The organism is Rothia santali, assembly GCF_024199905.1.
GTDB classification, from domain to species: domain Bacteria; phylum Actinomycetota; class Actinomycetes; order Actinomycetales; family Micrococcaceae; genus Rothia; species Rothia santali.
The window spans coordinates 1-20759 of record NZ_JANAFB010000039.1; the positions used below are offsets into that span (position 1 = coordinate 1).

A 20759-nucleotide genomic window follows, 5' to 3' on the forward strand; every position below is an offset into this window, starting at 1 on the left:
GGCCGGGGATCCGCGCGTGGTCGGCTCGGTCGCGCAGCTGTGCGCCCTGGGCCTCGACGTCGTCTACCTCGCCTCCCCCAACAGCCTCCACGCCCGCGACGCCCTGCAGGCGATCGACCACGGCGTCGACGTGATCGTCGAGAAGCCCGCCTTCCTGGACCCCGCCCAGTGGGATGCGGTGCACGACGCCGCCCGGGAGCGCGGCGTCCTGGTCCTGGAGGCCGCCCGAAACCTCTACGAGCCGGGATTCGCCGCCGCGGGGGCGGCCGTGGCCGAGCGGGCCGCGCGCGGGCAGAGCCCGGTGGCGGCGGTGCTCGCCTACGCCCAGCGGTCCTCCCGCTGGAACCGGGTGTTACGAGGCGAGGAGCCCAACATCTTCTCCCCGGCCTTCGGCGGCGGCGCGCTGGTGGACCTGGGCGTCTACGCCCTCTACGCCGCGGTGGCCTGGTTCGGCGTCCCCGCGGGCGCCGCCTACCTCGCGCACCCGGCCCCCACCGGCGTCGACGCCCACGGCACGGCCGTGCTGACCTACCCCTGGGGCACCGCGACCGTCCTCGCGGGCAAGGACCACGGCCCGCGCTCCGAGGCGACGGTCCACTTCGGCGACGGCGCCCTGCGCTGCGACGGCGTCCAGGCCATCACGCGCGTCGAGGACCCCGAGGGCCGCGTCCTGTCCGAGACGGCCGACGCCGGCGAGGACCTCGCCGGGTGGATGGCCTTCGAGGCCGGCGCCTTCGCGGACCTCGTCGCGGCCCGGCGGGTCGGAGGGCTCGACGCCGCCCGAGCGGCCGAGTACCGGCGCGTCACCGAGCTCTCCCGCGAGGTCAACCGCCTGGCCACCCGGCTGCGCCAGGACGCCGGGATCCGCTTCCGGGACGAGGCCGACCCCGCGCAGGGGACCGGCCCCGCGCGGGGAGGGCGCCCGGGCTCCGAGGGACCCCTCGCACCCTCCGCGCCGTGATGTACCTCATGAGCGACATTTATTCCCCCTCCGGCGCGTAACATTTCTTCTTGAAGAATAGTTGTGTTATGAGCTGAGGGTCTAAGCTAGGCCTCATGTCTTCTCACTCGAGCACCGCCCCCGCGCCCTCACCCGGGCGGAACCGGCCCCGGCTCTCCGATCGCCTCCCCTCGTGGATGACCAACTTCGGCGTCCAGATCATCCTCGGCCTCGTCGCCGGCGTCGTCCTCGGCTTCGCCGCCGCCGCGATGGGCGGGGACGCCGAGGAGAGCCCCAACTGGCTCATGGTCACCCTGGACACCATCGGCACGAGCTACGTCTCGCTGCTCAAGGCCGCCGTGGTGCCCCTCATCGTCACCGCGGTGATCGCCTCGATCGCCAACCTCAACCAGGTCACCAACGCGGCCCGCCTGGCCTGGAAGACCCTGCTGTGGTTCGCGATCACGGCGCTGATCGCCGTGGTCATCGGCATCGGCCTGGGCGTCGTCTTCCAGCCCGGCGCCAACACCGGGCTCTCGACGCCCGAGTCCTACGACGGCTCGCAGGGCTCGTGGCTCGGCTTCATCACCAGCATCGTGCCCGCCAACTTCCTGGGCCTCTCGGTCTCCTCCAAGGTCGCCGAGTCCGGCGACGTCTCCTCCAGCGTCAGCTTCAACGTGCTGCAGGTCCTGGTGGTCTCCGGCGCGATCGGCATCGCGGCCCTCAAGATCGGCGAGGCGGCCGAGCCGTTCCTGCGCTTCATCCGCTCCGCCCTGGCCGTCATCCAGAAGGTGCTGTGGTGGATCATCCGCCTCGCCCCGCTGGGCACCCTGGGCCTGATCGGCAGCGCCATCTACACCTACGGCTGGACCACCATGGGCTCGCTCGCGAAGTTCGTGATCCTCCTCTACGTGGGGCTGGCGATCGTGGGCTTCGTCGTCTACCCGATCCTGGCGCGGCTGAACGGCCTGTCCATCAAGCAGTTCTTCACCGGCGTGTGGCCGGCCGCCCAGCTCGGCTTCGTCTCCCGCTCCTCGATGGGCACGATGCCGGTGACCCAGCGGGTCGCCGAGCGCAACTTCGGCGTTCCCCCGGCCTACGCCTCCTTCGCCGTGCCCTTCGGCGCCACGACCAAGATGGACGGCTGCGCGGCGGTCTACCCCGCCCTGGCCGCGATCTTCGTGGCGCAGTTCTACGGCGTCGACCTGCAGATCACCCACTACCTGCTGATCGTGCTGGTCTCGGTGCTCGGCTCGGCGGCCACCGCCGGGACCACCGGCGCCACCGTGATGCTGACCCTGACGCTGTCGACGCTGGGGCTGCCGCTGGACGGCGTCGGGCTGCTGCTGGCGATCGACCCGATCATCGACATGGGCCGCACCGCCCTGAACGTCTCGGGGCAGGCGCTGATCCCGGCGATCATCTCCAAGCAGGAGGGGATCCTGGACCAGGGCCTGTACAACGCGAAGCGCTCCTCCGACTGGTTCGAGTCGGATCAGACCGCGGCGGAGTACGCCGAGGCGCAGCCGACCGACGCCGAGCGGACCACGGCCGACGGCGGCGGGGAGGGGCGCGCCCGCACGGACGCCCTCAGCGCGGCGGGCGGGTCCGCCGGCGAGGCCGACCGCGCGGCCCCGGGTCCGCGCGGCGCCTGACGCGGACGCACCCTCGAGGAGAACGCCCGCGGGCGGGACGTGACGACGTCCCCGCCCGCGGGCGTTCTCGCGTCCCGGGCTGCGGGCTGCGGGCTGCGGGCAGGACGCGTCGCGGGCTGCGGGCAGAACGCGTCGCGGCCCTCGGGCGCCGCGGCCCGGCCCGCCCGCCCCGCCTCCCCTAGACTGTGCGTGTGAGCCTCCCACCCGACGCGCGGCCGACGCCCGCTCCCCTGCTGATCCTCGCCTCCCAGTCCCCCTCGCGGGTCTCGATCCTGACGGCCTCGGGCATCGCCTTCGACCAGCTGGTCTCGGGCGTCGACGAGGACGCGGCGCTCGCCGCGGCCGAGGAGCGCGCCGGCGGCCCCCTCGACCCGGCGGCGACCGCCCTGGAGCTCGCCCGGGTCAAGGCCGAGGCCGTCGCCGCCCTTCCCGAGGCGCGGGGCCGCCTGGTCCTGGGCTGCGACTCCGTCTTCGAGCTCGACGGCGCCGCCTACGGCAAGCCCCTCGAGCCCGCGGTGGCCCGGGAGCGCATCGCCGGGATGAGCGGGCGCACCGGCACCCTCCACACCGGCCACTGGCTCGTGGACCGCCGGGACGCGAGGGACCCGGGGGCGGGAACGGACCCGATGACGAGGACGGGCCCGGGGCCGGGAACGGCCTCGAAGACGGGAACGGCCTCGGAGACGGGGACGGACCAGGAGGCGAGGCCGGCCCCCGCGCCGGCCCCCGGCCTCGGCGTCTGCCGCAGCGCCGACGTCACGTTCGCACGGATGCGCCCCGAGGAGATCGAGGCCTACGTGGCCACCGGCGAGCCGCTGTGGGTCGCCGGCTCCTTCACCATCGAGGGCTACGGCGCGGCGTTCATCGAGGGCATCCGCGGCGAGTCCCACACGGTGCTGGGACTGAGCGTCAACGCCCTGCGCGAGCTGCTCGACCGGATCGATCTGCCCGTCACCGATCTGTGGACCCGTGCTTAGGCAAATGACCGGCGGAGATACTAAGCTCACGTGAGGATAATAAGGAGTTTTCTGAAGTGACCCATACCGAGCCAGAGCAGAGCAACGAGGCCGCCACGCGCTACCGCAGCGGCCCCGTGACCAAGGTGCTGATCGCCAACCGCGGGGAGATCGCGGTGCGAGTGATCCGCGCGGCCCGCGACGAGGGGCTGGCCACCGTCGCCGTCTACGCCGAGCCGGATCGCGAGGCCCTGCACGTCAAGCTCGCCGACGAGGCCTTCGCCCTCGGCGGCTCGACCGCAGCCGAGTCCTACCTGGTCATCGAGAAGATCCTGGATGCCGCGAAGCGGTCCGGCGCCGACGCCGTGCACCCCGGCTACGGGTTCCTCTCCGAGAACGCGGCGTTCGCCCGCGCGGTGGGAGACGCGGGCCTGACCTGGGTCGGCCCCTCCCCCGAGGCCATCACCGAGCTGGGCGACAAGGTCGCCGCCCGGCACATCGCGGAGCAGGTCGGCGCGCCCCTGGTGCCGGGCACCAAGGACCCCGTCTCCGACGCCCAGGAGGTCCTGGACTTCGTCGACGAGCACGGCCTCCCGGTCGCGATCAAGGCGGCCTTCGGCGGCGGCGGGCGCGGCATCAAGGTCGCGCGCACCCGCGAGGAGATCCCCGAGCTCTACGACTCGGCCGTGCGCGAGGCGACCGCCGCCTTCGGCCGCGGCGAGTGCTTCATCGAACGCTTCCTCGACGCCCCCCGCCACGTCGAGACCCAGTGCCTCGCGGACGCGCACGGCAGCGTCGTCGTGGTCTCCACCCGCGACTGCTCGCTGCAGCGCCGCAACCAGAAGCTCGTGGAGGAGGCGCCCGCGCCGTTCCTCTCCGAGGAGCAGGTGCGCCGGCTCTACGAGTCCTCCAAGGCCATCCTCGCCGCGGCGCAGTACCAGGGCGCCGGCACCTGCGAGTTCCTGGTGGGCCAGGACGGCACCATCAGCTTCCTCGAGGTCAACACGCGCCTGCAGGTCGAGCACCCGGTCTCCGAGGAGGTCTCCGGGATCGACCTCGTGCGCGAGCAGTTCCGCGTCGCGCGCGGCGAGGCGCTCGGCTACGACGACCCCGAGCTGCGCGGCCACTCCTTCGAGTTCCGCATCAACGGCGAGGACCCGGGGCGCAACTTCATGCCCTCCCCCGGAACCGTCGAGACCCTGTCCGTGCCCTCGGGGCCCGGCGTCCGATGGGACTCGGGGATCGTGCAGGGCGACGTCATCGGCGGCAACTTCGACTCGATGCTGGCCAAGCTGATCGTCTCGGGCAGCTCGCGCGAGCAGGCCCTGGAGCGCTCCCGCCGCGCGCTGGCGGAGCTGACCATCACCGGCATGCCGACGGCGGCGACCTTCCACGAGGTCGTCGTCTCCGACCCGGCCTTCGCCCCCGAGGACGGGGAGCCCTTCTCCGTCCACACGCGCTGGATCGAGACGGAGTTCGACAACTCGATCCAGCCCTTCGACGGCATCCCGGCCTCCGTGGACGAGGCCGACGACGAGCGGCAGCGCGTCACGGTCGAGGTCAACGGCAAGCGCCTGGAGGTGCTGCTGCCCCCGATGGGCGACGCCGCCGCGAGCCCGGCCAAGCCGGCCAAGGCCCGCAGCTCCCGCAAGAACCGCTCGGCCGCGGCCGCCAAGGCCGGCGGCGACGACCTGACCTCGCCCATGCAGGGCACGATCGTGAAGATCGCGGTCAAGGACGGCGCCAAGGTCCAAGAGGGCGACCTCATCGTGGTCCTCGAGGCCATGAAGATGGAGCAGCCGCTCACCGCCCACAAGTCGGGCAAGGTGACCGGGCTGAAGTCCAAGCCCGGGGACACCGTCTCGGCGGGGGCCGTGGTCGCCACGATCAAGTAGCCCCTCCCCGATGCCACGGGCGGTGCGGCCGATTCGGTGCCGCGCCGCCCGTGGCGCGTTCGGGGGCGGTGCCAGTGGCGGGTCCGGGGGGTCGTTCCGACCGGACCGCCGCGTCGGTGCCCTACCGGACCACCGCCCTCCCGCCCCGTCAGAAGTGCGCCACCGCGATCCACATCGTGAGACGATTTGTCCACCATGTGGCGACCGGGCCTACCCTGGAGTACGTGTCCACGGACCCGCTGCCCGCAGCGGGTCTTTTTTCGGTACAGCGCTAAGGAGCACAGGTGACCGCCACACAGGCAGCCGAGGGGAGCCAGGGCGCCCCCTCGCCCCGCGATCGGGTCCCCAAGCATCGGATCATCACGGCCTCGGTCGTGGGGACGACCATCGAGTTCTACGACTTCTACGTCTACGCGACGGCCGCCGTCGCCGTCTTCCCCGCCCTGTTCTTCACGGGCAACGACGACACGACCCGCCTGCTCGCCTCGATGGCGACCTTCGCGGCCGCGTTCTTCGGCCGCCCGCTCGGCTCGATCGTCTTCGGTCACTTCGGGGACCGGATCGGCCGCAAGGCGACCCTGGTCGGCGCGCTGCTGACCATGGGCATCGCGACCTTCCTCATCGGCCTGCTGCCGACCTACCACCAGATCGCGCTCTGGGCCCCGGCCATCCTCACGATCCTGCGCTTCGCCCAGGGCATGGGGCTGGGCGGCGAGTGGTCGGGCGCGGCCCTGCTGGCCTCGGAGTACGCCGAGCCCGGCAAGCGGGCCCGCGCCGCGATGTGGCCCCAGCTCGGCGCTCCGTTCGGCTTCATCCTGGCCAACGGCTTCGTCCTGCTGCTCACCAGCTGGATGGGCTTCAACTCGGCGACCGACGCCGGCTCACTCGACCACTCGTTCATGGTCTGGGGCTGGCGCGTGCCGTTCCTGGCCTCGGCCATCATGGTCCTCGTGGGGCTCTACGTGCGGGTCAAGCTCGAGGAGACGCCGGTCTTCCAGCAGTCGGTCGCCCGCGGCGAGAAGGTCAAGGCGCCGGTCGCCGAGGCGTTCCGCAAGGCCTGGCGCCCGATGATCCTGGGCACCTTCATCATGCTCTCCTGCTACGTGCTGTTCTACCTCATGACCGCGTGGATCCTGTCCTTCGGCATCGGGGCCGTGGAGTCCGGCGGGCTCGGCATCTCGTACCACACGTTCCTCGAGATCCAGCTGGTCGCGATCGTCTTCTTCGCCGCCTTCGTCCCGGTCTCCGGGTGGCTCGCGGACAAGATCGGCCGGCGTCGCCAGCAGCTGTTCACCAACGTGCTGATCCTCGCCTTCGGCCTGAGCTTCGGCGTCTTCATGGCCCCCGAGCGGATCGGCACCGGCGAGGACGCGCACCTGTTCGGGATCATCCTGTTCGTCTCGGTCGGCATGGCCATCATGGGCCTGTCCTTCGGCTCGATGTCCGCCTACCTGCCCGAGCTGTTCCCGACCAACGTCCGCTACACCGGCTCCGGGATCTCCTACAACGTCGCCTCGATCCTGGGCGCGGCCATCACCCCGTACGTGGCCGTGTGGCTCAACGCCAGCGGCGGCGTGGCGGCCGTGGGCTGGTACCTCGCCGGCGCGGCCGTGATCACCATGGTCGCGCTGTTCCTCTCCCACGAGACGCGGGACCTGAACCTGGACGACGTCGCCCGCCGGGGCTGACCCGGACGGGGCCCAGCCGCACCAGAAGACCGCAGGGGCGGCACCGAGATGATCGGTGCCGCCCCTGCGGTCTTCTGCGCGTCCGCGCCGTGTCCGCGCGGCTCCCCCGGGCGAGCCGCGCCGGCCTGCTTCCGGCATGGACGGGCCGCTCCCCCACGGGGACGGCCCCTCGCGGGGCCGCCGCGGTCAGGAGGGCATGACGTGCAGCCGCCGGGCCGCCTCCGAGAGGGACCCCGTCAGCGAGGGGTAGACGGTGAACGTGTTGGCAAAGTCGTCCACGTTCATCTTGTTGTTGACCGCGAGCGAGACCGGGAAGATCAGCTCCGAGGCCCGCGGGCCGACGACGACGCCGCCGATCACCGTCCCCGAGCCCTTGCGCGCGAAGATCTTCACGAACCCCTCCGATACGGCCATCATCTTGGCCCGCGGGTTGGTGCTCAGCGGGAGCATGACGGTGTCCGCCTGGTACTTCCCCGAGGCGATGTCCGCCTCCGCGACCCCCACGGTCGCGATCTCGGGCGAGGTGAAGATGTTCGACGCGACCCGGTGGGTCTTGAGCGGGCTCACGGCGTCGCCGATCAGGTGCGCGATCGCGATCCGCCCCTGCATCGCCGCGACCGAGGCCAGCGGCAGCACGCCCGTGCAGTCGCCCGCCGCGTAGATGCCGGGGGCGCTGGTCCGGGAGACCCCGTCGACCTTGATGTGCCCCGACTCCGTCACCTCGACGCCCGCGTTCTCCAGGCCTAAGTCCGCGGTGTTGGGGATCGAGCCCACCGCCATGAGGCAGTGCGAGCCCGAGACCTTGCGGCCGTCGTTGAGGGTCACGACGACGCCGTCGTCGGACCGCTCCACCGACTGGGCCCGCGAGCGCGGCATGACGGTCAGCCCGCGGCGCTCGAAGACGTCCTCGAGCACCTGGGCGGCGTCCTCGTCCTCGCCCGGGAGCACCCGGTCGCGCGAGGAGACCAGCGTGACCCGCGAGCCGAGCCCGCGGTAGGCCGAGGCGAACTCCGCGCCGGTGACCCCGGAGCCCACCACGATGAGGTGCTCGGGGACCTCCTGCAGGTGGTACAGCTGGGTCCAGTTGAGGATCCGCTCGCCGTCGGGGCGGGCCGTGTCCAGCTCGCGCGGGTGGGCGCCCACCGCGACCAGGATCGCGCGGGTCTGCAGCTCGTAGCTCAGCCCCTCGCGGTCGGTGACCTCCACCGTGTCGGCCGCGACCAGGCGGGCCGTGCCGTCGATGACCTTGACCCCGGCGCGCTCCAGCGAGCGGCGGATGTCCTTGGACTGCTGGTTGGCCAGCTTCAGCAGCCGCTCGTTGACCGTCTTGAGGCTGGCCTCGAGCTCCACCAGGTCGTCGCCGCGGACGGTCTTGATGCCCAGGTCCCCCGCCTCGACGAAGCGGTTCATGGTGTCGGCGGACGCGATGAGCGTCTTGGAGGGCACGACGTCGGTGATCACCGCGGAGCCCCCCACCCCCTGCCGTTCGATCAGGGTGACGTCGGCCCCGAGGCTGGCGGCCACGAGGGCCGCCTCGTACCCGCCGGGTCCGCCGCCGATGACGAGGAGACGGTGCGCTGCGAAAGAATCTTGAGAACTCACGGTCTCATTGTGGTGCACCCGCTCCCCGTTGGCCAACGCGTCCCGGGGGCGGGCTCGGTCCCCGCACGGGCGACTGCTGATACCTTGGACACGTGAGTACCGAGAATATGGGACAGATCACCACCGCCGATCCGGAGTCGGGGCCCGCGCAGCTCGCGCGCCGGGCCGCCGAGCACATCGCCGCGGCCACGGGCGTGCGCGAGCACGACTACGCGCTGACGCTCGGCTCCGGCTGGGGCGGGGCCGCCGACCTGATCGGCGAGACGACCCACGTCATCGACGCCGGGGAGATCCCCGGCTTCCACGTCTCGGGCGTCGCCGGGCACGCCGGGACCGTCTCCTCGATCCTCACCCCCTCGGGCCGCCGCGCGCTGGTGATCGGCTCGCGGACGCACTATTACGAGGGGCGCGGGGTCGACGCCGTCGTGCACGGGGTCCGCACCGCGGCGGCCGCTGGGGCCCGCACCATGATCCTGACCAACGGGTGCGGCGGGCTGCGCTCCTCCTTCCACCCCGGGGTGCCCGTGCTCATCTCGGACCACCTCAACCTGACCGCGGCCTCGCCGCTGCGGGGCGCCCACTTCGTGGACCTCACCGACCTCTACTCGCCGCGCGTCCGCGAGATCGCCCGCGCCGTGGACCCCTCCCTCGAGGAGGGCGTCTACGCCCAGCTGCCCGGCCCCCACTACGAGACGCCCGCGGAGATCGCCATGGTGCGCACCCTCGGCGGGGACCTGGTGGGCATGTCCACCGCGCTGGAGGCCATCGCCGCCCGCGCGGCCGGCATGGAGGTCTTCGGCATCTCCCTGGTGACCAACCTGGCGGCCGGCATCTCCGAGACGCCCCTGAACCACGCCGAGGTGCTGGAGGAGGGGCGCAACGCCGGCCCGCGCATCTCGGCGCTGCTCGCGCAGGTCGTCGAGCGCCTCGACGGGTAGCCGCGACGGCGTCGTCCCCGGCGCCGCCCCGCCGCGGCACCGGGCACTTCCGTCCCTCCTTCGCCCTCCCTCCCTTCATTCCCCGCTCTTCCCTCCCCTTCCCCGGACACGAAAACGAGGTGCCTCCCGTGGCAGAACTCTCCGCCCTCATCGACGAGGCCATGCGCTGGGTCGAGGCCGACCCCGATCCCGACACCCAGCGCGAGCTGCTGGACATCATCAGCCGCGCGGAGAGCCACGAGGGCTCGGCGCTGAGCCTCCAGGACCGCTTCTCCGGCTTCCTGACCTTCGGGACGGCGGGACTGCGCGCGGAGCTGGGCGCCGGGCCGATGCGCATGAACCGGGTCGTGGTCGCCAAGGCCGCCCACGGGATCGCGGCGTACCTGTCCGAGCGCGCCGCCGCCGAGCACTGGGGGACCCCCCGCGCGGTGGTCGGCTTCGACGCCCGCACCAAGTCCCACCTGTTCGCCCGGGACACCGCCGGGATCCTCACCGCGGCCGGCGTCGACACCTTCCTGATGCCCCTGCCCCTGCCCACCCCGCTGCTGGCGTGGGCGACCCGCCTCCTCAAGGCCGACGCCGGCGTCATGGTCACGGCCTCCCACAACCCGGCCGGGGACAACGGCTACAAGGTCTACCTGGGCGGGCACGCCGCCGACGAGGCCGGGCGCGGAGCCCAGCTCGTGCCGCCCGCGGACCGGGAGATCGCGGAGAAGATTGCCCAGGCCCCCGACGTCGGCAGCATCCCCCGCGCGGAGTCCGGCTGGACGGTGCTCCCCGAGCGCATCGCCCACGACTACGAGCACGAGGTCTGCGACCTGCTCCCCGGTTTCCCGCCCTCCAGCCGCAGGCTGTCCGTGGTGCTCTCCCCGCTGCACGGCGTCGGCGGCGAGGTCATGAGCATGGTCCTCGCCCGCAGCGGCTTCGACAAGCTGCGCGTGGTCCCCGAGCAGGCCATCCCCGACCCCAAGTTCCCCACGGTCGAGTACCCGAACCCCGAGGAGCCGGGCGCGCTGGACCTGGCCATGGAGCTGGCCCGCGGCTGCGGCGCCGACCTGGTGATCGCCAACGACCCCGACGCCGACCGCGCCGGCTTCGCGATCCCCTCCCCCGAGGCCGAGGGCGGCTGGCGCATGCTGCGCGGTGACGAGGTGGGCGCGCTGCTGGGCCAGGTCGCGCTGACCCGGATGCGCCGGGACAGCGCCGCCCGGTCCGTCTTCGCCGCCTCGATCGTCTCCTCCCGCCTGCTGGGCCGGATGGCAGAGGAGCACGGCGTCGGCTACCGGGAGACCCTGACCGGCTTCAAGTGGATCGCCCGCGTGCCCGGCCTGACCTACGGCTACGAGGAGGCGCTGGGCTACTGCGTGGCCCCCGACCTGGTCCGGGACAAGGACGGCATCTCCGCGGCGCTGCTGCTCGCCGACTACGCCGACCGGCTCAAGGAGGAGGACCGGACCCTGCAGGACGTCCTCGACGAGATCGCGCTGCGGCACGGGGTGTACGCGACCGACCAGCTGTCCCTGCGCGTGGCGGAGCTGCCGCGGATCGGCGCGATGATGCGCCGGCTGCGCGAGACGACGCCCGCGAGCCTGGCCGGCTCCGCGGTGGTGTCCGTGGAGGACCTCGCCGAGGGCACCTCCGATCTGCCGCCCACCGACGGGATGCGCTACCTGACGGCCGACGACAGCCGCGTCGTCGTCCGCCCCTCCGGCACCGAGCCGAAGCTGAAGTGCTACCTCGAGGCCGTCGTGGAGGTGCCCGAGGACGGGGACCGCCCCGACGCCCTGGCCCGCGCCCGCGCCGCCGCCGCGACCCGGCTGCGGCACCTGCGCACGGACATCGCCGCCGCCCTCGGCGCCGACTCCTGACCACGACTCCTCACCGCTTTCCCCTGACCGCCGACCCACGCATTGGAGACCGTCATGCCCCAGTCCCTGGCACCCCTGATCGACCACACCATCCTCGCCCCCGATGCCCGCCGGGCCGACGTCGAGCGGCTGTGCGAGGAGGCCCGCGAGCACGGCTTCGCCTCGGTCTGCGTCAACCCGGTGTGGGCCGGTCTCGTCGCCGAGCGGCTGGCCGGCAGCGAGGCGGTGGCCTGCGCCGTCGTCGGGTTCCCGCTCGGGGCCACGCCCACCGAGGTCAAGGTCTTCGAGGCGGCTGCGGTCGTGGCGGCCGGCGCGCGCGAGGTGGACATGGTCATCAACGTCGCCGACGCGCTGGAGCACCGCGGCGAGGCCCTCGAGCACGACATCGCGGCGGTCGCCTCCGCGGTGCACGAGCGCGGCGGGATCCTCAAGGTCATCATCGAGGCGTGCCTGCTGGACCGGGACCAGAAGGTCCTGGCGTGCCGGGCGGCCGTGGCCGCCGGGGCCGACTTTGTCAAGACCTCCACCGGCTTCTCCACGGGCGGGGCCACGGTCGAGGACGTGCGGCTCATGCGCGAGACCGTGGGGCCCGACGTCGGCGTCAAGGCCTCCGGCGGGATCCGCACCCGCGAGGACGCGCTGGCCATGGTCGAGGCCGGGGCCACGCGGATCGGCGCCTCGAAGGGGATCCAGATCATCGCCGAGTGAGCCCGCGGCGCGGAGGGCACCGCCCCGCGAGCCGGCGGGAGTGGGTCGCCCGGGCGGGCGGGAGCCGTTCGCCTGGGCGGGCGGGAGCCATTCGCCCGGGCGGGCGGGAGCGGCGCTGTCCGCGACCCCGCTCGGCACCGCCTATACTGGAAGAAGTCTTTTCAGGCCCGACGCCGGTGCGCCGCGCGGGCCGAGCATCACTCTCTAGGAATGAGGACGGCCATGGCTGACATCCCCCGCTCCGAGTCCCGCGCGGCGACGCCCGGGCTGAAGAACCGCTATCACTCCGGGCAGGGCCACGCTGCCGAGAACATCATCGTGTTCGTCATCTGCATGGCCGCGCTCGTCGGCGGGTTCGTCCTGTTCGGCACCTGGGGCATGTGGGACCTCGCGCTCGAGCCGTGGATGTTCGCCCTGGGCCTCGCCCTGTCGATCGGGTCCTTCCTGGTCCCGCTGTGGGTCATCCGCTCCAAGACCGCGAGCCACTCCCAGCACGGCAAGCAGCTGACCCTGGACTCCTAGGGCACGCTCCCGCCGGTCCCCGGACCGGCGCGAAGGGCCGGCATCCGCACGGATGCCGGCCCTTCGCGTGTCCCGGGACGGCCGCCGCCCGGGGGCGCCCGCGGCCCCCGGCGCCCGCCGCCGCCGGCGCGACCCGGACGGGCCCGGCCCGCCCCTACGCCAGGATCGCGTCCACGAACTCCCCGACCCAGGCCAGGATCTCGTCGTCCACCAGGTCCTTGCCGCCCACCGGGGCCGACTTCGGCTTGGGCACCAGGATCTGCCGCCGCTCGGTGCCGGGCACCGTCTTGGCCAGCGCGCCCGGGTACATCCGCTGCAGCCGCATCTCCCGGGACTCCGGCAGCTCGACCGGGTAGAACCGCACCTTGGACCCCATGACCATGATCTCGGACAGCCCGGCCGCCCGCGCCTTGAGGCGCAGCCGGGCGATCTTCAGCAGGTTCTGCGCCGGGGCGGGCAGGGCGCCGTACCGGTCCTCGAGCTCGTCCTGCACCTCGCGGATGCCCTCCTCGGAGACGACGCCGGCCAGGTTGCGGTAGGCCTCCAGGCGCAGCCGCTCCCCCGGCACGTAGTCGTGGGGCAGGTGCGCGTCCACCGGCAGCTCGATCTTCATCTCCGCCGGCGCCGCCTCCTCGGTCTCCCCGCGGAAGTCCGCGACGGCCTCGCCGACCAGGCGCAGGTACAGGTCGAAGCCGACCCCCTGGATGTGCCCCGACTGCTCGCCGCCCAGCATGTTGCCGGCGCCGCGGATCTCGAGGTCCTTCATCGCCAGCTGCATGCCCGAGCCCAGCTCGTTGTGCGAGGCCACCGCCTTGAGCCGCTCCAGCGCGACCTCGCCCAGCGGCTTCTCCGGCGGGTAGACGAAGTAGGCGTAGGCCCGGTCCCGCCCGCGCCCCACGCGCCCGCGCAGCTGGTGCAGCTGGGACAGGCCGTAGTTGTTGGCCCGGTCCACGATGAGCGTGTTGGCGTTGGAGATGTCCAGGCCGGTCTCCACGATGGTCGTGCAGACCAGGACGTCGAAGCGCTTCTCCCAGAAGTCCACGATGATCTGCTCGAGCCGCGCCTCGGTCATCTGCCCGTGGGCCACCGCGATCCGCGCCTCCGGGACCATCTTCTGCAGGTCCGCGGCGACCCGGTCGATCGAGGAGACGCGGTTGTGGACGTAGAACACCTGGCCCTCGCGCATCAGCTCGCGCCGCACCGCCGCGGTGATCTGCTTCTCGGTGTTGGGGCCCACGTAGGTGAGCACCGGGTGCCGCTCCTCGGGCGGCGTCGCCAGCGTGGAGGTCTCGCGGATGCCGGTCAGCGACATCTCCAGGGTGCGCGGGATCGGCGTCGCGGACATCGCCAGGACGTCCACGTTGGTCCGCATCGTCTTGAGCTTCTCCTTGTGCTCGACGCCGAAGCGCTGCTCCTCGTCGATGATGACCAGCCCGAGGTCCTTGAACTCGATGCTCGTGGACAGCAGCCGGTGCGTGCCGATCACGACGTCGACCGAGCCGTCCTTGATCCCGGCCTCCGTCTCCTGGGACTCCTTGGCCGTCTGGAAGCGCGAGAGCGTGGCGACCCGGACGGGGAAGCCGGAGAAGCGCTCGGCGAAGGTCTCGGTGTGCTGCTGGGCGAGCAGCGTCGTCGGGACCAGCAGGGCCACCTGCTTGCCGTCCTGCACCGCCTTGAACGCCGCGCGCACCGCGACCTCCGTCTTGCCGTACCCGACGTCGCCGGAGATCAGCCGGTCCATCGGGACCTCGCGCTCCATGTCGGCCTTGACCTCGTTGATCGTGGTCAGCTGGTCAGGGGTCTCGACGTAGGGGAAGGCCTCCTCGAGCTCACGCTGCCACGGGGTGTCCGGTCCGAAGGCGTGGCCCTTGGAGGCCATCCGCGCGGAGTAGAGGCGGATGAGGTCCGCCGCGATCTCCTTGACGGCCCGGCGCGCCTTGGACTTGGTCTTGGACCAGTCGGAGCCGCCCATCTTGGACAGGGTCGGGGCGTCGCCGCCGACGTAGTTGCTGACCTGGTCCAGCTGGTCGGTGGGGACGAAGAGCCGGTCCCGGGGGGCGCCGCGCTTGGACGGCGCGTACTCCAGGACGAGGTACTCCTTGACCGGCTTGGGCTGGCCCGGCTTCACGAAGGCGCCCGCGATGGGCCGCTGGATCAGCTCGACGAACTGCCCGATGCCGTGCTGCTCGTGCACCACGTGGTCCCCGGCCTTCAGGGCCAGCGGGTCCACGGCGTTGCGGCGGCGCCGGGCCGGGAGCTTGCGCATCTCGCGCGTGGTGTAGGGGCTGGCCTTGCCGAGGATGTCCGCCTCGGTCAGCAGCGCGATCTTGGCGTCCTCGAGCACGAATCCGGTGCCGTGCGCGGCCGTCGTCAGCTCGATGATCCCGGGCTGCGGCGCCTCGAGCAGGTCCTCGCGGCGCGCGGCCGGCAGCCCCGCCTCCTGGAAGAGCTCGGCGAGCCGCTTGAGCGGCCCCGGCCCCTCGGTGACCGCCACGACCTGCCAGTTCTCGCGGACGTGGTCGGCCACGACCTCCAGGAGGGCCTCGACGTCGCCCGCGAACACCAGGGGCGCGCGCACGGCGATGGTCAGCGTGTCGGCGTCCTGTTCGATCGCCTCGTCCACGCCCAGCGCGGTGATGGACCACCAGCCGAGCCCGGCCTCGAGCGCCTCCGCCCGCGCGTCGGCCACCGAGCGGAACCCTCCCTCGGCCAGGCCGGTCTCGGCGAGGTCGATGGGCGCGGCCTGCCCGTCCGAGGCCTGCTCCCAGGCCGCGACGAGGAACTCCTCGTTGGTGGCCACGAGGTCCGCGGCGCGCGAGCGCACCTTCTCCGGCTCGCAGACCAGGGCGAGCGAGTCCGCCGGGAGCGAGGCGGTCAGCGTCGTCATCTCGTCCACCAGGAGCGGGGCGAGGGACTCCATGCCCTCGACGTAGATCCCGTCCGCGATCCGCTCCAGCATCGACTCCGCGCCGGGCAGGCGGTCCTTCAGCCCCAGGGCGCGCTCGCGCACGGCGTCGGTGATGAGGACCTCGCGGCAGGGCGGGGCCACGAGCCCGGCGGGCTCCTCGACCCCCTCCCCGGACAGGGTCCGCTGGTCGGCGACGGCGAACCAGCGCATCCGCTCGACCTCGTCGCCGAAGAACTCGATGCGCACCGGGTGGTCCTCGACCGGCGAGAACACGTCCAGGATCCCGCCGCGCACGGCGAACTCGCCGCGCTTGGTCACCAGGTCCACCCGGGAGTACGCGGCGGCGGAGAGGTCCTCGACGACGCCCTCGAAGTCCCGCTCCTCCCCCACGGATAGGCTCACGGGCCGCATGGACTCCAGGCTCGCGGCGATGGGCTGCAGCACCGACCGGATGGGCGCGACGACGATCCGGGTGCCGTCCGCGGGCTCGGCGAGCCGGCGCAGCACGGCCAGGCGCCGCCCGACGGTGTCGGAGCGCGGGGAGAGCCGCTCGTGGGGCAGCGTCTCCCAGGCCGGGAAGCGGACGACCGCCCCCGGGTCCAGGTAGGAGCCCAGCACGGTCTCGAGGTCCTCGGCCTCGCGGTCCGTCGCGGTGACGGCCAGCACCACCGGGGCGTGCCCGCCCTCGGCCCCGGCCTCGCCGCTGCCGGCAGCGGCCGCGAGCCCGTCCGAGACCTGGGCGACCAGCGGGGCCCGCAGCCCCTCGGCGGCGCCGATCACGGTCTCGGCGGACCGCTCGGCGGCGGGGCGCGACGCCTGCGCGTACACGTTGGCGAACGTGGGCTCGGTGGAGAGCGCGGCGCGCAGTCCCGTGAGGCTCATGGGGCGGTTCCTTCTTCGATGACGAGGGCGGAGGGCGAGGCGCCGTCCGGCGCGCGGGGCGGCGCGGACGGAGGGCGGGCCGGAGCACCGCCCGGAGCGTGCGGCCGGCGTGCCGCCCGGAGGGCGCGGCCGGTCCGGGAGACCGGCAGTGTCTAGACTACGCCGCCCGCGCGGGCGGGCGCACGGCGTCGTCCGCGGGCGGTGAACCCGGGGCCCGCTGGCCAGCGGCGGAGGCCGAGCCGCTAGACTGATGGGCGGACCAGACGCCGCCACGAGAATCGAGGACCCCATGGCCATGAACGAATCATCATCCATCGACGCCCCCGTCGACCGCGTCCTCGAGGCGTTCACCTCCGAGGACTTCGCCCGCCGCGTGAGCGAGCGCGCCGGCGTCGAGTTCAAGAGCCTCCAGGTGGACGGCGCCACCGACGGCGCCTTCACCGTGACCACCGTCCGCGCGGTCGGTGCGGACAAGATTCCCGGCATCGCCAAGAAGTTCCTCGGCAACGGCATGACGCTGACCCAGAAGGACTCCTACGGCGCGCCCGAGGCCGACGGCTCGCGCGCGGTGGAGACCGACATCGACGTCGCCGGCGTGCCGATCTCCGCCAAGGCTTCCCAGCGCCTGCAGGCCGCCGGGCAGAAGACCACCGTGGACGTCAGCGGCGAGGTCGTCGCCAACATCCCGCTCGTGGGCAAGAAGATCGCCGCGGCCGCCGAGCCGTACATCGGCCGGGCGATCGGCCTGCAGAGCAGCACCGCGGAGGCCTGGCTCAAGGAGCACTAGGCCCCACCGGGTCACGACGCCGTGAGGGCGCCGCACGAGCCCCCGCCCGGGGAGCACGCGTGCGGCGCCCTCTGCGCTGGTCCACCGTCGCCGTCGCTGCCGCCATCACCGGCACGGGCACCGGCACCATCGCCGTCACCGCACCATCCACCATCACCGCACCACCGATCACGGATCGAGAGGAACCATGTCCATCACCCTGGAGGAAGAGGGCTATCACCGGCATCCCGTCGCGGACAAGCTCCGGGCGGGCAACACCGGCGGCATCCTGCTGATCGTCGCGATGCTCGCGGCCCTGGTCTGCGCCAACACCCCGCTCTCCGACCTGTACTTCGGCGCGCGCGACGCGCATATCGGCATCCCCGGCTGGGACGCCACCTTCCACACCGTCGGCGAGTGGGCCTCCGAGGGCCTCCTCGCGGTCTTCTTCTTCATGGTCGGGCTCGAGCTGAAGTCCGAGTTCGTGGACGGCGAGCTGCGCAACCCCCGCAAGGCCATCGTGCCCATCGTGGCGGCCTTCGGCGGCGTGGCCGTGCCCGCGGTCGTCTACACGTGCATCAACCTGGCCGCAGGCTCCGGGGAGACGCTGCGCGGCTGGGCCATCCCCACCGCCACCGACATCGCTTTCGCGGTCTCGGTGCTCGCGGTGGTCGGCTCGGCGCTGCCCGGGTCCATGCGGACCTTCCTGCTGACCCTCGCCGTCGTCGACGACCTCATCGCGATCGTCATCATCGCCGTCGTGTACTCGGAGGGCGTGAACTTCCTCTACCTGGGCCTGACGGTGGTCCCCGCCGCCGCGTTCTGGGTCCTGACCCACCGGTACCCCCGCTTCTTCTCCGCGAGCCCGTGGGCCGCCTGGGTCATCCTGCTCCCGCTCGGCGTGCTCGCCTGGCTCCTGGTGTACTCGGCCGGGGTCCACGCGACGATCGCCGGCGTGCTCCTGGGCTTCATGGCCCCCGTGCTGCGCCGCACGACGCCGCAGCCCGGCGAGTCGCACGCCGGCCTCGCCCCGCGCCTGGCCCACCGCTTCTCGCCGCTGTCCAACGGGCTGGCGGTCCCGCTGTTCGCGTTCTTCGCCGCGGGCGTGGCGATCGGCGGATGGGACGGCGTCGTCTCGGCCTTCACCGACCCGGTGGCCATCGGCGTGGTCTGCGGGCTCGTGCTCGGCAAGACCATCGGCATCTTCAGCTCCACGTGGCTGCTGACCAAGCTCAGCCCCGCGGAGATCGACCGGGAGATGAAGTGGGTGGACGTGCTCGGGCTGGCCATGATGGGCGGCATCGGCTTCACGGTCGCGCTGCTGGTGGCCGAGCTCAGCTTCGGGCTCGGGACCGAGTTCGACGACCACGCGAAGGTCGGCGTCCTCAGCGGCTCCCTCATCTCCGCGGTGCTCGGCGGCATCCTGCTGAGCGTCCGCAACGCCCACTACAAGCGCGAGCGGGCGGCGGCGCGGTCCGACGACGCCGGGGACGAGGCGAGCGACGTCGGGACTCGGGACGAGGACGGCAGCACCGGGACGGAGGCCCGCGGCGCCTGACGCGGGAGGACGAGGGTCGCCCGGGGACCGGCGGCGCCGGGACGGAGGCCTAGGCCTCCGCGGGCACGGCCTTCCGGGCCGCCTCCTCGGCGGCGACCCACGCCAGCATCGCGCACTTGATCCGCGCGACGAACTTGGCCACCCCGGCGAAGGCCGCGGCGTCGCCGAGGACCTCCGCGTCGGGCTCCACCTTCCCCCGGGAGTGCAGCATCTCGCGGAAGTCGTCCACCAGCTCCTGGAGCTCCCCGCGGTTCAGGCCCGGCGCCATCTCGGCAAGAACCGAGGCGGCCGCCATCGAGATCGAGCAGCCGTCGCCCTCCCAGGTCACGGCGTCGACCCGCTCCCCCGAGGGGTCGAGGGTCACCCGCAGGGTGATCTCGTCGCCGCAGGTCGGGTTGTACTGGTGGCTCTCGGCGCTGGGGCGCCCCGCGGCCTCGGCGAGGCCCTCCCCCGTGCGCTGGCGGGAGTGGTCGAGGATGATCTGCTGGTAGAGCTGAGCGAGGTCGCTCATGTCAGGACGTGTCCCTTCCCCGGCCGCCGGTCAGCGGGTCCGGTCGACGCCGAAGAATCCGCGCACGCCCGCGAGGGCCTCGAGGAAGCGGTCGACGTCGTCGGTGGTGTTGTAGATGTAGGCGCTGGCCCGCGTGGACGCGGTGACGCCCAGCGCGCGGTGCAGCGGCTGGGCGCAGTGGTGGCCCACGCGCACGGCGATGCCCTGGGTGTCCAGGATCTGGCCGACGTCGTGCGGGTGGACGCCGTCCACGTGCACCGACACCAGACCCGCGCGCTCGCGGCCGGCGGCGGGGCCGAGCAGGCGCACGCCGTCGATCCGCTGGATCCCCTCGGCCAGCCGCTGGCCGAGCTCGGCCTCCCACGCGTGGACGTTCTCCATCCCGATCCGGGAGAGGTAGTCCACCGCGGCGGCCAGCCCCACGGCCTGCGAGACCCGCTGGGTGCCGGCCTCGAAGCGGGTGGGCGGGGCGAGGTACTCTGCCTCTTCCATGGTCACGCGCGTGATCATGGACCCGCCGGTCAGGAACGGCGGCAGCTCCGCCAGCAGCTCGCGCCGGCCGTAGAGGGCGCCGATGCCGGTGGGGCCGAGCATCTTGTGGCCCGAGAACGCCGCGAAGTCCACCCCGAGGGCCGGGAGGTCCACTGGGAAGTGCGGGACCGACTGGCACGCGTCGAGCACCGTGAGGGCACCGACCCCGCGGGCCAGCTCGACCATCCGGGCGACGTCGGTGATCGCCCCCGTGACGTTGGAGACGTGGGTGAAGGCCAGCACGCGCGTGCGGGGCCCGACGACGTCGGCCGCGGCCGCGTAGTCCAGCTCGCCCTCGGCGGTCACGGGCACGTGCCGCAGGCTCGCCCCGGTGCGCGCGGCGAGCTCCTGCCAGGGGATGAGGTTGGCGTGGTGCTCGAGCTCGGTGGTGACGATCTCGTCCCCGGGGCCCAGCGCGAAGCGGCCGGCGCTCTCCCGCCAGCGGTCGGTCGAGGCGTTGGAGAAGGAGTAGGCCAGGAGGTTCAGGGCCTCGGTGGCGTTGGAGGTCCACACCAGCTCGTCCTCCCCCGCGCCGACGAACCCGGCGACGGCGCGGCGGGCGGCCTCGAAGGCGTCGGTCGCGTGCACGGCCAGCGTGTGCGCCCCGCGGTGCACGGCCGAGTTGCGGTGGAGGTAGTAGTCCCGCTCGGCGTCGAGGACCTGCACGGGGTTCTGGCTCGTGGCGCCCGTGTCCAGGTAGGTGATGGGGTGCCCCTCGACCTCCTGGCCGAGCACCGGGAAGTCGCGGATGATCTCGCGGACCCTGGCGTCGTCCAGGGGCCCGCCGGCGCGCGCGGTCGATTCCTCGAGATGATGGGTCATGCTCCCATC

Annotated in this window: 15 protein-coding genes; 11 read left to right on the plus strand and 4 right to left on the minus strand. The window is 72.9% G+C overall.

Translation table 11 applies throughout. The annotated features are described in order from the left end of the window. The 5 genes from NBM05_RS12705 to NBM05_RS12725 form a co-directional block, all read left to right on the plus strand. A partial coding sequence (locus tag NBM05_RS12705) for a Gfo/Idh/MocA family protein (RefSeq protein ID WP_254168100.1) occupies positions 1–961 on the plus strand: 961 nt, incomplete at its 5' end. 95 nt (positions 962–1056) lie between these two features. Beyond that, positions 1057–2595 (plus strand): dicarboxylate/amino acid:cation symporter, encoded by a 1539-nt coding sequence (locus tag NBM05_RS12710; protein ID WP_254168102.1) that lies wholly within the window; start codon positions 1057–1059, stop codon positions 2593–2595. Between the two features lie 191 nt (positions 2596–2786). Further along, positions 2787–3572, plus strand: a complete 786-nt coding sequence (locus tag NBM05_RS12715) for a Maf family protein (protein WP_254168104.1) — start codon at positions 2787–2789, stop codon at positions 3570–3572. Between the two features lie 56 nt (positions 3573–3628). Further along, positions 3629–5446, plus strand: coding sequence for an acetyl/propionyl/methylcrotonyl-CoA carboxylase subunit alpha (locus NBM05_RS12720; protein ID WP_254168106.1), 1818 nt, complete (start codon positions 3629–3631; stop codon positions 5444–5446). 284 nt (positions 5447–5730) lie between these two features. Further along, a complete protein-coding gene (locus NBM05_RS12725) occupies positions 5731–7134 on the plus strand; it encodes an MFS transporter (RefSeq protein ID WP_254168108.1) in 1404 nt (467 codons plus the stop codon). A gap of 186 nt (positions 7135–7320) precedes the next feature. Here NBM05_RS12725 and NBM05_RS12730 read toward each other — a convergent pair whose 3' ends face one another. Continuing rightward, entirely contained in the window at positions 7321–8736 is a 1416-nt protein-coding gene (locus NBM05_RS12730) for an NAD(P)H-quinone dehydrogenase (protein WP_254168117.1), read from the minus strand. Positions 8737–8843: 107 nt separating this feature from the next. On the opposite strand from NBM05_RS12730, the gene NBM05_RS12735 reads away from it, so the two are divergent. From NBM05_RS12735 to NBM05_RS12750, 4 genes are all read left to right on the plus strand, one after another. Beyond that, the gene (locus NBM05_RS12735; RefSeq protein WP_254168150.1) at positions 8844–9674 is read left to right on the plus strand and encodes a purine-nucleoside phosphorylase; all 831 of its coding nucleotides are present in this window, start codon (positions 8844–8846) and stop codon (positions 9672–9674) included. A gap of 161 nt (positions 9675–9835) precedes the next feature. Then, positions 9836–11542 carry a phospho-sugar mutase gene (locus NBM05_RS12740; RefSeq protein ID WP_254168152.1) on the plus strand — a complete coding sequence of 569 codons (1707 nt, stop codon included), beginning with the start codon at positions 9836–9838 and terminating at the stop codon, positions 11540–11542. A gap of 54 nt (positions 11543–11596) precedes the next feature. Next, positions 11597–12250: a deoxyribose-phosphate aldolase gene (gene deoC, locus NBM05_RS12745; RefSeq protein WP_254168119.1), complete on the plus strand. Its 654-nt coding sequence runs from the start codon at positions 11597–11599 to the stop codon at positions 12248–12250. A gap of 222 nt (positions 12251–12472) precedes the next feature. Continuing rightward, positions 12473–12772 (plus strand): hypothetical protein, encoded by a 300-nt coding sequence (locus tag NBM05_RS12750; RefSeq protein ID WP_254168121.1) that lies wholly within the window; start codon positions 12473–12475, stop codon positions 12770–12772. Between the two features lie 154 nt (positions 12773–12926). Here the strand turns inward: NBM05_RS12750 and mfd are convergent, their stop codons facing one another. Then, positions 12927–16562 (minus strand): transcription-repair coupling factor, encoded by a 3636-nt coding sequence (gene mfd, locus NBM05_RS12755; RefSeq protein WP_254168123.1) that lies wholly within the window; start codon positions 16560–16562, stop codon positions 12927–12929. A gap of 295 nt (positions 16563–16857) precedes the next feature. On the opposite strand from mfd, the gene NBM05_RS12760 reads away from it, so the two are divergent. Both NBM05_RS12760 and nhaA read left to right on the plus strand, forming a co-directional pair. Beyond that, positions 16858–17349, plus strand: a complete 492-nt coding sequence (locus tag NBM05_RS12760) for a DUF2505 domain-containing protein (protein ID WP_254168125.1) — start codon at positions 16858–16860, stop codon at positions 17347–17349. Positions 17350–17536: 187 nt separating this feature from the next. After that, complete coding sequence (gene nhaA, locus NBM05_RS12765; protein WP_254168127.1) at positions 17537–18886, plus strand: Na+/H+ antiporter NhaA; 1350 nt, start codon at positions 17537–17539, stop codon at positions 18884–18886. 49 nt (positions 18887–18935) lie between these two features. On the opposite strand, the gene sufU is transcribed toward nhaA, so the two are convergent. Both sufU and NBM05_RS12775 read right to left on the minus strand, forming a co-directional pair. Continuing rightward, positions 18936–19397 (minus strand): Fe-S cluster assembly sulfur transfer protein SufU, encoded by a 462-nt coding sequence (sufU, locus tag NBM05_RS12770; protein ID WP_254168129.1) that lies wholly within the window; start codon positions 19395–19397, stop codon positions 18936–18938. A 30-nt stretch (positions 19398–19427) separates the two neighbouring features. Then, the gene (locus NBM05_RS12775; RefSeq protein ID WP_254168138.1) at positions 19428–20750 is read right to left on the minus strand and encodes an aminotransferase class V-fold PLP-dependent enzyme; all 1323 of its coding nucleotides are present in this window, start codon (positions 20748–20750) and stop codon (positions 19428–19430) included. Between the last annotated feature and the right edge of the window lie 9 nt (positions 20751–20759).

Bases quoted from the DNA above. Each gene is read 5' to 3' on its own strand.
- NBM05_RS12750 (WP_254168121.1), top strand. From the start codon at position 12,473: ATGGCTGACATCCCCCGCTCCGAGTCCCGCGCGGCGACGCCCGGGCTG.
- deoC (WP_254168119.1), top strand. From the start codon at position 11,597: ATGCCCCAGTCCCTGGCACCCCTGATCGACCACACCATCCTCGCCCCC.
- NBM05_RS12760 (WP_254168125.1), top strand. From the start codon at position 16,858: ATGAACGAATCATCATCCATCGACGCCCCCGTCGACCGCGTCCTCGAG.
- NBM05_RS12775 (WP_254168138.1), bottom strand. From the start codon at position 20,750: ATGACCCATCATCTCGAGGAATCGACCGCGCGCGCCGGCGGGCCCCTG.
- nhaA (WP_254168127.1), top strand. From the start codon at position 17,537: ATGTCCATCACCCTGGAGGAAGAGGGCTATCACCGGCATCCCGTCGCG.
- sufU (WP_254168129.1), bottom strand. From the start codon at position 19,397: ATGAGCGACCTCGCTCAGCTCTACCAGCAGATCATCCTCGACCACTCC.
- NBM05_RS12735 (WP_254168150.1), top strand. From the start codon at position 8,844: ATGGGACAGATCACCACCGCCGATCCGGAGTCGGGGCCCGCGCAGCTC.
- NBM05_RS12740 (WP_254168152.1), top strand. From the start codon at position 9,836: ATGCGCTGGGTCGAGGCCGACCCCGATCCCGACACCCAGCGCGAGCTG.
- NBM05_RS12710 (WP_254168102.1), top strand. From the start codon at position 1,057: ATGTCTTCTCACTCGAGCACCGCCCCCGCGCCCTCACCCGGGCGGAAC.
- mfd (WP_254168123.1), bottom strand. From the start codon at position 16,562: ATGAGCCTCACGGGACTGCGCGCCGCGCTCTCCACCGAGCCCACGTTC.